General features: G+C 41.6%; 13 protein-coding genes. 9 read left to right on the forward strand and 4 right to left on the reverse strand.

Annotation, left to right across the window (positions count from 1 at the left end; translation table 11 throughout):
* Window positions 1–192 precede the first annotated feature (192 nt).
* Window positions 193–1,380: a M20 family metallopeptidase gene (locus tag NST59_RS05115; protein ID WP_341040347.1), complete on the reverse strand. Its 1,188-nt coding sequence runs from the start codon at window positions 1,378–1,380 to the stop codon at window positions 193–195.
* 283 nt (window positions 1,381–1,663) lie between these two features.
* Between NST59_RS05115 and NST59_RS05120 the strand changes: the two genes are divergently transcribed.
* The gene (locus tag NST59_RS05120; protein ID WP_224927902.1) at window positions 1,664–1,816 is read left to right on the forward strand and encodes a hypothetical protein; all 153 of its coding nucleotides are present in this window, start codon (window positions 1,664–1,666) and stop codon (window positions 1,814–1,816) included.
* Between the two features lie 64 nt (window positions 1,817–1,880).
* Here NST59_RS05120 and NST59_RS05125 read toward each other — a convergent pair whose 3' ends face one another.
* Window positions 1,881–2,366 carry an antibiotic biosynthesis monooxygenase family protein gene (locus NST59_RS05125; RefSeq protein WP_024425462.1) on the reverse strand — a complete coding sequence of 162 codons (486 nt, stop codon included), beginning with the start codon at window positions 2,364–2,366 and terminating at the stop codon, window positions 1,881–1,883.
* 127 nt (window positions 2,367–2,493) lie between these two features.
* Between NST59_RS05125 and NST59_RS05130 the strand changes: the two genes are divergently transcribed.
* The 7 genes from NST59_RS05130 to NST59_RS05160 all read left to right on the forward strand — a co-directional run bounded on the left by NST59_RS05130 (window position 2,494) and on the right by NST59_RS05160 (window position 12,538).
* Window positions 2,494–4,629, forward strand: a complete 2,136-nt coding sequence (locus NST59_RS05130) for a transglycosylase domain-containing protein (protein ID WP_039177599.1) — start codon at window positions 2,494–2,496, stop codon at window positions 4,627–4,629.
* A 124-nt stretch (window positions 4,630–4,753) separates the two neighbouring features.
* The gene (gene hemE, locus NST59_RS05135) at window positions 4,754–5,812 is read left to right on the forward strand and encodes a uroporphyrinogen decarboxylase (protein WP_039177601.1); all 1,059 of its coding nucleotides are present in this window, start codon (window positions 4,754–4,756) and stop codon (window positions 5,810–5,812) included.
* 32 nt (window positions 5,813–5,844) lie between these two features.
* The gene (gene hemH, locus NST59_RS05140) at window positions 5,845–6,783 is read left to right on the forward strand and encodes a ferrochelatase (protein WP_024426557.1); all 939 of its coding nucleotides are present in this window, start codon (window positions 5,845–5,847) and stop codon (window positions 6,781–6,783) included.
* Between the two features lie 22 nt (window positions 6,784–6,805).
* Complete coding sequence (gene hemY, locus NST59_RS05145) at window positions 6,806–8,218, forward strand: protoporphyrinogen oxidase (RefSeq protein WP_039177605.1); 1,413 nt, start codon at window positions 6,806–6,808, stop codon at window positions 8,216–8,218.
* A gap of 173 nt (window positions 8,219–8,391) precedes the next feature.
* Window positions 8,392–8,970 (forward strand): TetR/AcrR family transcriptional regulator, encoded by a 579-nt coding sequence (locus NST59_RS05150; protein WP_047202367.1) that lies wholly within the window; start codon window positions 8,392–8,394, stop codon window positions 8,968–8,970.
* A 64-nt stretch (window positions 8,971–9,034) separates the two neighbouring features.
* Complete coding sequence (locus tag NST59_RS05155; RefSeq protein ID WP_059376286.1) at window positions 9,035–11,344, forward strand: YhgE/Pip domain-containing protein; 2,310 nt, start codon at window positions 9,035–9,037, stop codon at window positions 11,342–11,344.
* A gap of 144 nt (window positions 11,345–11,488) precedes the next feature.
* Entirely contained in the window at window positions 11,489–12,538 is a 1,050-nt protein-coding gene (locus NST59_RS05160; RefSeq protein WP_039177610.1) for a M42 family metallopeptidase, read from the forward strand.
* Window positions 12,539–12,571: 33 nt separating this feature from the next.
* On the opposite strand, the gene NST59_RS05165 is transcribed toward NST59_RS05160, so the two are convergent.
* Both NST59_RS05165 and yhfH read right to left on the reverse strand, forming a co-directional pair.
* The gene (locus NST59_RS05165; RefSeq protein WP_106025312.1) at window positions 12,572–13,861 is read right to left on the reverse strand and encodes a cation:dicarboxylate symporter family transporter; all 1,290 of its coding nucleotides are present in this window, start codon (window positions 13,859–13,861) and stop codon (window positions 12,572–12,574) included.
* Between the two features lie 339 nt (window positions 13,862–14,200).
* Window positions 14,201–14,338 (reverse strand): protein YhfH, encoded by a 138-nt coding sequence (gene yhfH / locus NST59_RS05170; RefSeq protein WP_008359029.1) that lies wholly within the window; start codon window positions 14,336–14,338, stop codon window positions 14,201–14,203.
* Between the two features lie 155 nt (window positions 14,339–14,493).
* Between yhfH and NST59_RS05175 the strand changes: the two genes are divergently transcribed.
* Window positions 14,494–15,237 (forward strand): MBL fold metallo-hydrolase, encoded by a 744-nt coding sequence (locus tag NST59_RS05175; RefSeq protein WP_341040356.1) that lies wholly within the window; start codon window positions 14,494–14,496, stop codon window positions 15,235–15,237.

Consider the following 15,237-nt stretch of genomic DNA (forward strand, 5'->3'; position numbering starts at 1 on the left):
CTGAGGACAGGGGCTTCAGATTGTTGACAAAGGGCTAAAATAATTTTTATTTTAGCCCTTTGTCTTCTTTTCAGCACAGCGTGATAGAAAAAAACTTTTCAGTCTAGGAAGGACGAGCACCGGAGCGCAGACCTGAAACCGAATGCGAGGGTTTGTCTACACGCTGAAACCGCTGAGGACAGCGGCTTTTTTTTATTCATTGTAGGAAAGAACGGCGTTAGCGAGTACCTTTGCTGCGACAGGCATTGCTTTTTCGTTGATATCGAACTTTGGATGATGATGTGGATACACATCCTGGCTGTTTTCCGGCATGGCGCCTGTGTAGAAGAAGGTGCCAGGGACATGCTGAAGGTAGTAAGCAAAGTCTTCTCCGCCCATTTGGGTTTCCGCTTCTTTTACTTCTGTTACACCTTCCGTCTGTTCTGCGACGTCCGCAATATATTCAGTCGGCTTCGGGTGGTTTTTGACAGCTGGATATCCTCTCACATATTCATATGTGTAGGAAGCATCATGCATCTGGCACACCCCTTTTACCACCTGTTCAATTTCTCGTTCGATGATATGCCGTGCACTTTCTTCAAAGGATCGTGCAGTACCAGTTAAAACAGCTGAATCTGCAATGACATTAAAGGCATTCTCTGCGACAAAACCTCCAACAGACACTACAGCAGAATCAATCGGATTGACTTTACGGGCAACGACTTGCTGCAGGTTTGCGACGATTTGTGAACCGATGAGTACGGCATCTTTTGTTAAATGAGGCTGGGCACCGTGTCCGCCTTTCCCTTGGACTTGAATAGAGAAACGATCGGCGGCTGCCATAAAGTTTCCGCTTTTATAAAGAATCGTGCCACAAGGCTCTGAAGACCAAAGGTGCGTACCAAATATCACATCGACACCGTCTAAACAGCCGTCTTCAATCATTGGTTTTGCACCGCCGGGAGCATATTCTTCCGCATGCTGATGAATGAGGACGATCTTTCCTTTTAATTGGTCACGATGTGTATGCAAAACTTTTGCTAATACAAGAAGTGTCGCAGTATGCCCATCGTGACCGCACGCATGCATCACTCCAGGTTTTGTTGATTTGTAAGGTACATCTTTTTCATCGTGGATGGGAAGTGCATCAAAATCAGCTCTGAGGGCAATGGTTGGCCCCGGAGAAGCTCCTTCGATAAAAGCGAGTACGCCATGACCGCCCACCTGAGTACGCGTAGGGATTTGTAATGTATCATAGTAGCTGGCGATGAAAGCGGCTGTTTCTTCTTCCTGAAAAGAAAGTTCAGGATTCATATGGAGATGGCGTCTAATTTCAACCATTGCCTCATAATGTTCATCAAGACGTTCATTGATGCTTTTCTGTAAAGTGGATATTGTCATTGAATCGAAAACCTCCTTCATGCTCTTTTACTGATTGTATGGTAATTGTTAGAATCTTTCAACAGAAGAGGATTTCGTGGTCAGTATCAAAAGGTCATTTTACATAAAAGTCGAAGTTGATATGAAGCAGGGAAAGGGAGGAGTAGCGTTGGGAAGCTGTCCAAATTGTTCAAAAACATTTTCTTTCGTCGAAAAATTCCATTTATCACATACGAAAATGATGATGTGTCCAAGCTGCCGGCATCAAATCAAAGAAACGTTTGTCTCAAAAATGAGTTTTTTCATGATCTGTTTGATTCCGCTATTGGTGCTGCTCGTTCAATTGAAAGGTGCTTCACCTATGTTGAAATGGCCGATCTTATTAGGTTGGATATTGCTGAATTTCTATGTGCTTCAGCCGATCATTCATCGGTACGAGCTGAAATCAAGCTCATAAAATGAAGAGCCCAGCGATTGGGCTTTTTTTCATGAAAAAAAGAAGTGCTGAGAGCAGCACTTCCTTAATTGTCTGTGACGGCATGGTAGGATGTGAGGTAAGCCGGACGAGAGAAAATGGAGCCTGTATCCTCGTGTGGCTGAAAGAATGCTTCTGATTCTTGAAAGTCTTGAAATAAGTCCTCTGATTCCCAAAGTGTCAAAATCAAATAAACTTCTTCATCTTTTTGAGGTCTTAAAACGCGAATAGCTTGGAAGCCGCGCTGATGTTCTGAGATGTTCGTCTTTTTCTGAAAGGTGGATTCAAAGAGTGCTCTGCTTTCAAGCTTAACAGGGATATGATTCAAGGTGACGAAACCAGATTGGACAAGCTCGCCTTTCGCATAAATCACATCATAGGCATGAGGGGCTTTAAATACAGTCTCACCCTCCGTTTCATGAAAAAGAGCTGCTTGTTCTTTCCCGACCATATAAAGCAGATTTTCCAGATGGTGTTTTTTTGCGATTTTATGCAAAAAATCTGCTGTTCCATATGTAATATAGAAATTCATCTAAACCGCCTCCTGCTTGATAGTATAACAAAAGAATGATATATAATTCTTTGGCAGTCAATCCATAAAACATATTATGAAGCAATACATCCCATACTATCCGTATAAAGGAATGAGGTGACCTAATTTGAAGAAAAAGAAGATAATCATTCCATTAGTCATTGCAGGAAGTACAATCGTACTCTCATTTATTGGCTATCTGACGATTTTATTTTTAGGACATTATGTCATAGATGAAAAGAAGCTTGTTTTTCACGCTTCCTCCAAAATCATTGACCAGAATGGAAAAGAACTCACAAGCATGTATTCAGAAAATCGGGACCCTGTGTCGTTAAAAGAGGTGCCCGATAAAGTAGCAAAAGCCTTTGTGGCTGTCGAGGACAAGCGTTTTTATGAGCATCACGGAATTGATGCACAGTCTATTTCAAGGGCGGTTTATCGAGATATATTAGCAGGAGGAAAGGTAGAGGGCGGCAGTACAATTACTCAGCAGCTCGCAAAAAATATTTTTCTCACAAATGACAAAACCTTTCTTCGAAAAACGAAAGAAGTCATTATTGCCATTAATTTAGAAAGAGATTATTCCAAGGATAAGCTGCTTGAAATGTATTTGAATCAGCTTTACTTCGGCCATGGTGTTTATGGTATTCAGGCAGCAGCCAATTATTACTTTAGTAAGGATGTCAAAGATTTAACGGTCAGCGAAGGTGCTACTCTCGCTGCGATGCCAAAGGCACCATCTACTTATTCGCCTGTTCTACACCCTGATAAAAATAAACAAAGGCGGGACACCATCCTGAATTTAATGAACGAACAAGGATATTTGTCTTCAACAGAAACGGTAGAAGCAAAAGGGAGAACACTAGGCATTCATTTAAAAAAGAAATCAGAAACACCTTGGGTGGACAGCTATGTTGATCTCATCATAAAAGAAGCAGAATCAGAGTATGCCATTTCACATGAACAATTGCTTCAAGGCGGCTATACCATTAAAGTACCGATTGATATGAATCTGCAAAAAACTGCATATGATGCGATGAAGAACAACCGTTATTTCCCGGGAAAAAGCGGTTCTCCGGAAGGCAGCGCCGTATTTATTGATAACGAGTCTGGTGGAGTGAAAGCAGCCATTGGAGGACGAGAATATCAGGCGAGAGGCTATAACAGGGTGACAGCTGTTAGGCAGCCGGGATCTGTTTTTAAGCCGATCGCGGTGTACGGTCCGGCAATGCAGGAGAAAAAATTCAGACCTTATTCGCTGCTTGAAGACAAAGAAAAAAGCTATGACGGCTACTCACCTAAGAATTACGATGGGCAGTATGAGGGCCGGGTCACAATGATGGAAGCCCTCATGAAAAGTAAAAATACCGCTGCTGTGTGGACGTTAAGCCAGCTGGGCATTGATACGTCGAAGTCATATCTCGAGAAAATGGGGATAGATATCTCTGATAAAGGCTTAGCTATTGCGCTTGGCGGTTTAGAAAAAGGAGTTTCGCCATTACAGATCGCTGGAGCCTTCCATACATTTGCCAATGAAGGCGTATATAAAAAGCCTTTCTTTATTCAAAAGATCACCAATGATGAAGGAGAAACTGTAGAAAAGAATCGTGGTAAGCAAGAACGAGTGTTTAGCGTGCAGAATGCATGGAACATGACAAGAATGCTTCAGCAAGTTGTCAAAGGCGGGACAGCCCAGAGCGGTTCATACGCTGGAGATTTAGCTGGTAAAACAGGGACGACCACATATTCGGGTGTGAAAGGTGCAACAAAGGATGCTTGGTTTGCCGGTTATACGCCTAGTACAACGGGTGCGATTTGGATGGGGTATGACAAAACCGATAACAGCCACTATTTAACTGGGGGCAGTCAATACCCAGTGCAGCTGTTTAAAGATATTTTAACAGCAGCTCAAATCACCAATGAAACGTTTGAAAAACCAGAGGGAATAAAAGAGCTTCAATCTCCTATCCATTTAGAGGGAGTATCAGGATTTGAAGCCCGCTATGCGTTTAAAATCAAAGGATTATTTACATTAGAGCTGTCTTGGGACAAGCAGGAGGATAAACGCGTTGAATACCGCATCTATGAAAAGAGAAATGGAGGCGAGACGCTGATCGACACAGTGACAGGCGTGGGCAGTTATACAATGCCGTATGCCAATGTATTTTCAAACGCAGAGTATAAAGTTGTTCCATATAATACCCAAACACAAGAAGAAGGCGAAGGCAGTGCGTATGTCAAGCCAGAGTCTTTTGGACGTTAATATTCGGCGATTTTTTGAACATTGAGCCGCTTTAGTATACCGTGCCTTGAAAACGCGGTATAGTAAAAGCAGTGTTTGAGCCTTATGCAAAGAGAGTGTAAGGCGAAAGGTGGAATGAAAGGTAATGGGAAAAACGAAGGTTTTTAATGACACGTTCTTAAAGGCGTGTAAAGGGGAAAAAACAGACCATGTACCAGTTTGGTATATGAGACAGGCAGGACGCTCACAGCCTGAATATCGTGCCCTTAAAGAAAAATACGGGCTATTTGAAATTACGCATCAGCCAGAGTTATGTGCTTATGTAACAAGACTTCCTGTAGAACAATATGGTGTAGATGCCGCTATTTTATATAAAGATATTATGACCCCGCTTCCGGCTATTGGAGTGGACGTAGAAATTAAAAATGGAATTGGACCTGTGATTGATGCACCGATTCGATCTAAAGCAGATATCGAACGTCTTGGGGAACTTCATCCTGAAGAAGACTTGCCATATGTGCTTGATACCATTCAGCTTTTAACGAAGGAGCAGCTGAATGTTCCACTTATCGGTTTTGCTGGCGCACCATTTACGATGGCAAGCTATATGATTGAAGGCGGTCCATCTAAAAATTATCATAAAACAAAGGCGCTGATGTACAGTGATCCTGAGGCGTGGATGCTGCTCATGAACAAGTTAGCTGATATGACGATCACGTACATACGCGCGCAGGTAAAAGCCGGGGTCAGTGCATTTCAAATTTTCGACTCATGGGTTGGCGCTTTAAATGCAGCAGATTACCGGACATTCATTAAGCCTGTCATGCAGCGAATTTTCACAGAGCTGAAGTCTGAAAATGTCCCAATGATCATGTATGGAGTTGGTGCAAGCCATCTAGCGAAAGACTGGCACGATCTGCCGCTTGATGTGGTTGGACTGGATTGGCGTATGAGTGTAGATGAAGCGAGAAAAGAAGGGCTCACAAAAACGTTACAGGGGAACCTTGATCCAACCATCTTACTTGCTCCTTGGGAAGTCATTGAAGAAAGAGCAAAAGATATTTTAGATCAAGGAATGAAATCAGATCACTTTATTTTTAACTTAGGTCATGGGGTATTTCCTGATGTTTCACCAGATACGTTAAAGAAGCTGACAGATTTTATTCACGATTATTCAGCGAAATATAAAAAATCATCCATCTAAACTATTTCAAATGATCTGAAGGAGTGTTGGTTGTGGAGAAAAAGAAAATGGGACTTCTTGTCATGGCATATGGCACCCCATATAAAGAAGAAGATATTGAACGTTATTATACACATATCCGCAGAGGCAGAAAACCGGAGCCAGAGATGCTGCAAGATTTGAAGGATCGCTACAAGGCAATCGGCGGTATATCTCCTTTATCAAAAATTACAGAACAGCAGGCAAATGGTTTGTGTGATCATTTGAACGACATCCAAGACGACATTGAATTTCATGTCTACATTGGCTTAAAGCATATTGAACCATTCATTGAGGATGCAGTTGCAGAGATGCACAAAGACGGCATCACAGAAGCAGTGAGTATTGTTCTTGCCCCGCATTTTTCAACCTTTAGCGTGAAATCGTATAACAAGCGTGCACAAGATGAGGCAGACAAGCTTGGCAATCTGAAGATTACGTCTGTGGAAAGCTGGTACGATGAGCCGAAGTTTGTGGACTATTGGGTGAAACAAGTGAAGGATACGTATGCATCGATGAGTGAAGAGGAAAGAGAATCAGCCGTACTCATTGTGTCTGCACACAGTCTTCCTGAAAAAATTATTGCAGCAGGAGATCCATATCCTGATCAGCTCGCACAATCTGCCAAAATGATTGCAGAAGGTGCAGGAATTGAACATTATGAAATTGGCTGGCAAAGTGAAGGCAACACGCCTGATCCATGGCTTGGACCAGATGTTCAAGACTTAACACGGGATCTATTCGAACAAAAAGGCTATAAAACGTTCGTATATGTGCCTGTTGGGTTTGTCGCTGACCATCTTGAAGTGTTATACGACAACGATTATGAATGTAAAGTCGTGACAGATGAAATCGGTGCAGCCTACTATCGTCCAGAAATGCCAAATGCGAAACCAGCATTTATTGATGCTCTCGCAACTGTCGTATTAAAGAAGCTTGACGAAAGCAAGTAATTATATAAAAGAAGGCGATCCTATGCATGACAATCAAAAACACCTTGTCATCATTGGCGGTGGCATCACTGGTTTAGCCGCCGCCTTCTATTTGGAAAAGGAAGTCGAAGAAAAAGGTCTTCCCATTCAAATATCTCTTATTGAAGCGAGCCCTAGGCTAGGTGGAAAAATACAAACATTATATAAAGACGGGTACATCATTGAACGTGGACCTGATTCATTTTTAGAAAGAAAGGTCAGTGGACCGCAGCTGGCGAAGGATGTTGGTCTCGCGGACCAGCTCGTCAATAATGAAACAGGGCAAGCATATGTACTAGTCAATGAAACCCTTCACCCGATGCCAAAAGGCGCTGTCATGGGTATTCCAACTCAAATCAGCCCATTCATCACAACCGGTCTTTTTTCAGTTGCAGGAAAAGCGAGAGCCGCAATGGATTTCGTACTGCCAAAAAGCAAGCAGACAGAAGATCAGTCGCTCGGTGAATTTTTTAGAAGACGTGTCGGTGATGAAGTAGTTGAGAATTTAATCGAACCTCTTCTATCAGGCATTTATGCAGGTGACATTGACCGCCTCAGCTTAATGTCCACCTTCCCGCAGTTTTATCAAACAGAACAAAAGCATCGCAGTTTGATTCTTGGGATGAAAAAATCACAGCAGCATGCGAAAGCGCAGCAAGTGACAGCGAAAAAACAAGGGCAGTTCCAAACGATCAATCAAGGACTGCAAGCGCTTGTTGAAGCAGTAGAAAGCAAGCTCAAGCTGACAACGGTTTATAAAGGGACAAAAGTGAAGCAGATTGAAAAAACTGATGGGGGCTATGGAGTGCAATTAGACAGCGGTCAAACGCTTTTTGCCGATTCAGCCATTGTGACAACTCCGCATCAATCGATCTATTCCATGTTTCCAAAAGAAGCGGGACTTGAGTACTTGCATGATATGACATCTACTTCTGTTGCAACAGTTGCACTCGGTTTTAAAGAAGAGGATGTTCATAATGAATATGACGGCACTGGTTTTGTCATCTCAAGAAACAGTGATTTCTCTATTACAGCCTGTACGTGGACGAACAAAAAATGGCCGCATACAGCTCCTAAAGGAAAAACGCTATTGCGTGCTTATGTAGGGAAGGCTGGCGACGAATCAATTGTCGAACAGTCAGACCATCAAATCGTCAGCATTGTGCTGGAGGATTTGAAGAAAATTATGGATATTAAAGCAGATCCAGAACTGACGACAGTGACTCGCTGGAAGACTAGCATGCCGCAATATCACGTCGGTCATCAGAAAGCCATTTCGAATATGCGAGAAACGTTTAAGCAATCATATCCTGGTGTTTATATTACAGGTGCTGCTTTTGAAGGTGTCGGAATCCCTGATTGTATTGATCAAGGAAAAGCGGCCATTTCAGAGGCTGTATCTTATCTATTTTCATAAAACAAACTCCCTTTTCTACCAAGGAAAGGGAGTTTTTCGTGTTCGAATAATTCAAAAAGAGTTGTGAATCATAAAAGTGAACAAAGTTGTTGCATCCGGAGAAAAGGATGTGGTATATTACTTTCTGTACTTAATGACCAAAACGTTCAAATAGTCATTTTGGGAGTGAGATCATGAGTGTTGATAGGAGACAAATGATTTTAGACGGGGCTACGAAGGCATTTACTCAATTTGGGTATAAAGCCACCACAATGGATCTTGTGGCGAAGCTGGCCAACGTCGGAAAAGGAACCATTTATACCTTTTTCAAAAACAAAGAAGAGCTGTTCGATGAAATTTTCACATCCCTTTTAATAGAGATGAGGAAAATTGCAGATGAAGCAATGGATGAGGAGAAAAGTTTCTCTGAAAACCTTCATTTAGCACTCTTTGCAATATTGGAATTTCGAAAAAACCACCAGCTCACAATCAAAATCTTTCAGGAAAATGCGGAGCTTGGCACATCAGCGGTCAAGGAAATGATTGAGAAGATGGAGCAAATGATCATTCGCTATGTTAAAACGAAAGTAAAAGAAGCGATTGATAAAGGCGATATTAAGCCATGTGATCCTGAATTGACTGCATTTGTGATGGTGAAACTATATATTGCACTTATTTTTGATTGGGAAAAGCGATACGAGCCTTTAACAAAAGAAGAGGTGGCCGAGTCGCTGGAGCTTTATGTACTCAAAGGACTTTTAGCCGCAACATAATTTTTTTTAAGTTCAAATGACCAAATTCTAAATTTAGTCATTCATCTATGGGAGGAAAACAGCAATGAATTTAATTCGGAATCAATGGAAAGACATTGTGACGAGCAAAAAACTACTGATCCCGATTTTCGCTGTGTTATTTATTCCGCTGATTTACAGTGGCGTATTTTTAAAAGCGTACTGGGATCCATATGGTACAGTCGATCAATTGCCTGTAGCAGTGGTCAACTTGGATGAAGGCAGTCACTATGACGGGAAAACACTGCATGTCGGCGATGATTTAGTGAAGGAATTAAAGAAAAACGATAATTTCAAATGGAACTTTGTTGATAGTGAAGAAAAGGCAGTGAAGGGATTAAATAACGAGGATTATTATCTCGTCGTGGAAATACCAAAGGATTTCTCGAAAAATGCAAGTACAGTCCTTGATAAACATCCAAAAAAATCGAATCTGAAATATTATACGAATCCAGGCGCCAACTATGCGGCGTCACAAATTGCGAATAATGCCATTATCAAATTAAAAGATTCGGTTTCAAAGGAAGTCACAAAAAATTACGCAGAGGTCATTTTTGATAACTTCAAAACGATTGCAAAAGGCTTAGATCAAGCAAGCGATGGTGCGAAGAAAATTGATGACGGAACAAAAAGTGCAAAAGATGGCAGTAACAAGTTAAAAGACAATTTAGCAAAATTGGCTGAAGGAACGTTAACCTATAGCGAAGGTGTTCATCAGTTTGCTGGTAAAATGGGTGAACTGAACACAGGGATACAATCTCTTGACAGCGGACTTGGCCAGCTCTTAACAGGCTATCAAACCATCGATCAGAAATTTGGAGAGCTTGGTTCAGGAATTGATACATTGACTGAAGGGTTAAACACAAGCCGGGAAGGCCATCAGCAGCTCGCTTCTAAAATGCCGCAATTCACAGCGGGCATTGAGCAGCTAAACAACAAAGCACAATCCTTTTCAGAAAAAATTGAAGCAGTAGAAAAAGTCTTGTCATCACCAGAATTAGCGAATCTTGAAAAGATGGCGCCTAAACTCGATCAGGTGAAAAAAGACGCAAAAACGTTTAGTACAAAACTTGCTTCATTAAAAGAAGCGTTATCGAATCGAGATGCTAAAGTAAAAAGCATTATCCAAAACAGCTCAATGACAGATGAAGAGAAAAAGGCGGCAATGGATCAGCTTGACAGTCTGCCTAAAATCGAACTCCCTGATCTGTCTGGACTTGAACAAAGCTTAGCGGCCTTGCAGGAACTGCCTGATGCAAGTGAGGTTCAATCTGCGGTTGCTTCTGCAAAAGCTCAGCTGCAGCAAGTCAAACAGCTGCCACAGAAAACAGAACAGCTGTACACATCTACAGTCGCGATACAAAATGCGATTGATCAAATGACATCTGGTACGAATAAATTGTATCAAGGTGCACTGAAGCTTCAAACAGGTCAAGGCCAATTACAAGATGGTCTGCAAACAGCAAATGGAAAGCTTGATACAGCGAAAAGTGGTGCAGATAAGCTTGCAAATGGTTCAAGCCAGCTAAGCGCAGCGTTAAATAAGCTGGAAAGTGGTTCAACGAATATCCAAAGCAACACATCTAAGCTTGCTGAAGGCTCAAAATCACTCGATAAAGGATTGGGAGATTTAAAGAGCGGAACAGGTAAGCTGTCCGATAAATTAAAAAGCGCCGCTGATGAAACAGGAGAAATTGATGCGGGTCAAGACAATTACAATATGATTGCGAGTCCCGTGAAAACAGAAAATGATACAGCGAAAAAGATTGATAATTATGGTACAGGACTCACACCTTATATTTTATCGATGGGACTCTTTGTAGGGGCTCTCATGCTCACCGTTGTCTTCCCAATGAAAGACCCTGCTGGACGCCCTAGAAATGCGTTTGAATGGTTTTTCAGCAAATATAGTGTGCTCTTTTTTGTCGGTATCCTGCAAGCAGTTATTGCAAGCTCCTTGCTCATCTTTGGGCTCGGTCTTGAGGTGGAAAGCCTCTGGCGCTTCTATCTCTTTGCGATTATCGTCAGTCTGACATTCTTAGCGATCATTCAGCTGCTGGCGACAACAATGGGGAACCCAGGACGCTTCATTGCTGTTATCATCTTGGTTCTTCAGCTCGCAGCAAGTGCTGGTACATTCCCGCTTGAGCTTGTGCCGAAATTCTTCCAAGTCATTCACAGTCTGCTTCCAATGACGTATACAATCAACGGATTTAGAACGATCATTGCAAGCGGTGATGACAGCTATTTATGGCACCAAGCAGCGATCCTTGGTACAGTTGCGATCATCATGATGGCGGCAACAACAGCATACTTTGCTTGGAACGTAAGAAAAATGAAACAGGACGAAGTTTAATCCATGAATCCTTTCTCTTTAATAGAGGAAGGATTTTTCATTTGAAATTAGACATCTCGAACCTGAAGCGATATATTTTAAGAAGAGATGCTGAAAAAGGCATACATGGAAGGAATTGCTTTCAGACAAAGGAGGAAATGCCGAATGACTACTGAAGTAAATGAAACCGTTCAGCTGATTCAAAAGCTTGTATCAATCCCAAGTCCATCAGGAAATACAGAAAAAGTGATCGGCTTTGTTGAACGTTTTTTACAAGATTTGAACATTGAGACAAAACGAAATCGAAAAGGCGGATTAATTGCCACCATTAAAGGAACAGATGACAAAGAACATCGCATGCTGACAGCGCATGTCGATACGCTCGGTGCGATGGTTAAGGAAATTAAATCAAATGGACGGCTTCGTCTAGCACTTATTGGAGGCTTTCAGTATAACTCAATTGAAGGCGAATATTGTGAAATTGAAACAGCATCAGGCCATACATACACAGGGACCATTCTTATGCATCAAACATCCGTGCACGTCTATGCGGATGCTGGAAAAGCGAAACGAAACCAAGAAAATATGGAGATTCGTCTCGATGAAAAGGTGAAAGATGCAGACGATGTCAAAGCACTTGGCATTCAAGTAGGGGACTTTATCTCATTTGATCCGAGAGTGGAAGTGACGTCTTCAGGTTTTATTAAATCAAGACATCTGGATGATAAGGCAAGTGTGGCGCTACTTTTGCGGCTCATCCACAGAATTCAAAAGGAAAATATCACATTGCCGCATACGACGCACTTCTTAATTTCTAATAATGAAGAAATTGGCTACGGCGGGAACTCGAATATTCCAGAAGAAACGGTGGAATATCTAGCTGTAGATATGGGCGCGATTGGTGACGGTCAGTCAACAGATGAATACAGTGTATCGATTTGTGTAAAGGATTCGAGCGGCCCTTATCACTATGGATTACGCAAGCATTTAGCTGCATTAGCAGAAGAGCACAACATTGATTACCGCCTTGATATTTACCCTTATTACGGCTCTGATGCATCAGCAGCCATTAGAGCAGGGCATGATATCATTCATGGACTGATTGGTCCTGGTATAGATTCCTCGCATGCCTTTGAAAGAACACATGAAGATTCACTTGTCCATACTGCAGATCTTCTTTATCACTATGTTCAATCACCATTAATCACAGCATAAAAAAAGAACCCCGATAGATGGGGTTCTTTTTCATTAGCTTGAAAGCTGTGTTGGCTCGGGTACCTCTTGTCCTGTCATCACGCGATGTCCTTTTTCAGGGTCATACTGCCCTTCCCATTTAGACATCACAACAGCTGCAAGTGCATTTCCTGTTAAGTTCACAACAGTCCGTGCCATATCCATGATACGGTCCACACCTGCAATAAATGCAAGACCTTCAGCAGGTACACCGATCGTTCCTAATGTCGCGAGTAATACAACAAATGAAGTACCAGGAACGGCAGCCATTCCTTTAGATGTTACCATCAGTACAAGAACAAGTGTAAGCTGCTGGACGATCGTGAGGTCAATGCCATATACCTGTGCAAGGAAAAGCGCAGCAATGGCTTGATACAAGACGGAGCCATCCAGGTTAAACGTATAACCGATTGGGATAACGAACGAAACAATTCCTTTTGGACATCCGATGCGTTCCATTTTATCCATGACTCTTGGTAAAACTGTTTCAGAGCTGGATGTACTAAAGGCAAGAAGCATTTCGTCTTTCATGTAAGCAAGAAATCTGAAAATATTGACGCCAATCATCTTTCCGATAATTCCGAATACAACGATAAGGAAGAGAGCGAGCGCAAAATAAACAAGACCTACAAGCTTACCTAATGAAATAAGAGATTCAAGACCAAATTTTGATACGGTCACACCAATGAGTGCGAATACACCAAATGGTGCAGCTTTCATCACAACATTAACGACATGGAACATGGCATGTGATACACCCTCGAAGAAGGCGAGCACTGGTTTACCGCGTTCCCCAATCGCTGAAACGCCAAGTGCAAACAGCACAGTGAAGAAAATAATCGCAAGCAAATCACCTTCCGCCAATGATTGGAAGAAGTTCGTTGGAACGATATGAAGGAACGTATCAGCAACTGATTTGCTGCTTTGCTCTTTTTCCGTTTCAACATACTGGCTAATATCTTGTTTTTCCGCATGTCCAAAGTCAACGCCTGCACCAGGCTGTACAAAGTTTGCTAGGACAAGGCCAAGGATAATCGCAAATGTTGTGATAATTTCAAAATAAAGAATGGTTCTAAAACCTAGTTTCCCTACTTTTTTACCATCACCCGCACCTGCAACACCTAAAATTAAGCTGGATACGACAATTGGTATGACAATCATCTTAATGAGTCTTAAGAAGAAGTCTCCAATTGGTTTTAAGTATGTCTCGACTCCTGGGTTACCGAAAAAGATTGCCCCAACAACGACACCGAGAATAAGACCGATTAGGATTTGAGTAGCCAATCCAAATTTTAATTTTTTCATAGATTTCCTCCCTAACATATTCATTAAAGGAATATTCCCATCATATTAAGTTTTAATATATGAATTAAAGTATAACTAAAATTAAAGAGGTTCGTCCACGATAAAATTATATTAAGAAAATACAAAATTGTTAGAAAAAATAGACATTTAGAACCTCCTTCATTGTTTTTAGTCAATAAAAAGTGTCTTCAGAACTAAAACTCATCATATAAAAATACCAAAAAACCCTTTTGTGACAAGGGTTTTACCTTTTTACCTATTTTTCAGAAAAAATAAAAAGCACTTTTGACTCCAACTGACGGAGGAGGGAAAAAGTGCTTTTTTATTCAATTTATTTCCTTATTTAAGATAACTTACTTGTGAGCATTCCTCACATTCATTACCGTAACACTCGTGCTGTTCCATTAAATCATTTCCACATTTTGTGCATTTCTTTGAGGGCAAATTTCTAAAAAACTCTGTGATTTTTCCTAGCATTTGTCATCCTCCAATACGTTTTGTTGCTATCATTGTATTATAACAGATTAATATTTGTCAATCTGTTTTGTAACAATAGGCAAGAAGAATGCTTTTTCCATGAAAAATGGGTATATTGTAAGAAGGGGATTTTTAGAAAAGGAGGGAAAATGACGATGAAATTAACCGTAATTGGATGCTATGGAGGGTTTCCGGCAGCAGGTGAAGCGACATCAGGCTACCTTTTTGAATCAAATGGCTTCAGGCTCCTTGTAGACTGCGGAAGCGGTGTTCTTTCAAAGCTTCAGCAATACATTGATATAGAAGAACTAGATGCTGTTCTCCTTTCTCATTATCACCACGATCATATTGCAGATATCGGACCACTCCAATATGCGAAGCTAGTGGGATATCATTTAGGAAAAAGCAGCGGCCCGCTTCCGATCTATGGACATACTGGTGATCAAGAAGCATTTGGACGGATTTCTGATGATGTACATACAAAGGCAAAGCCTTATCAGCCAGAAGAAGGGATTCAGCTTGGACCATTTCAAATTGATTTTTTGAAAACGGTTCATCCGGCAGAATGCTATGCTATGAGAATTCAGGCAGAGGATGCTGTGGTCGTGTATACAGCAGACTCAAGCTATCAGGAGGCATTTATTCCATTTAGCAAGGGAGCAGATCTGCTTATAGCCGAAAGCAATTTTTACGCTGGACAGGATGGATCAGGTGCTGGACATATGAACAGTATAGAGGTAGGGAAGATTGCAAAGGAAGCAAATGTTGGGGAACTCATCATCACCCATCTGCCCCATTTTGGTCGTCATAAAGACCTAGTCAATGAAGCACAGGCGTTATATACTGGCAATATACAGCTTGCCCATTCAGGGCTTAGATGGAACAAGGAAGGAAGATAG

Source organism: Bacillus sp. FSL R5-0439 (assembly GCF_038008805.1).
Classification (GTDB): Bacteria; Bacillota; Bacilli; order Bacillales; family Bacillaceae; genus Bacillus; species Bacillus safensis.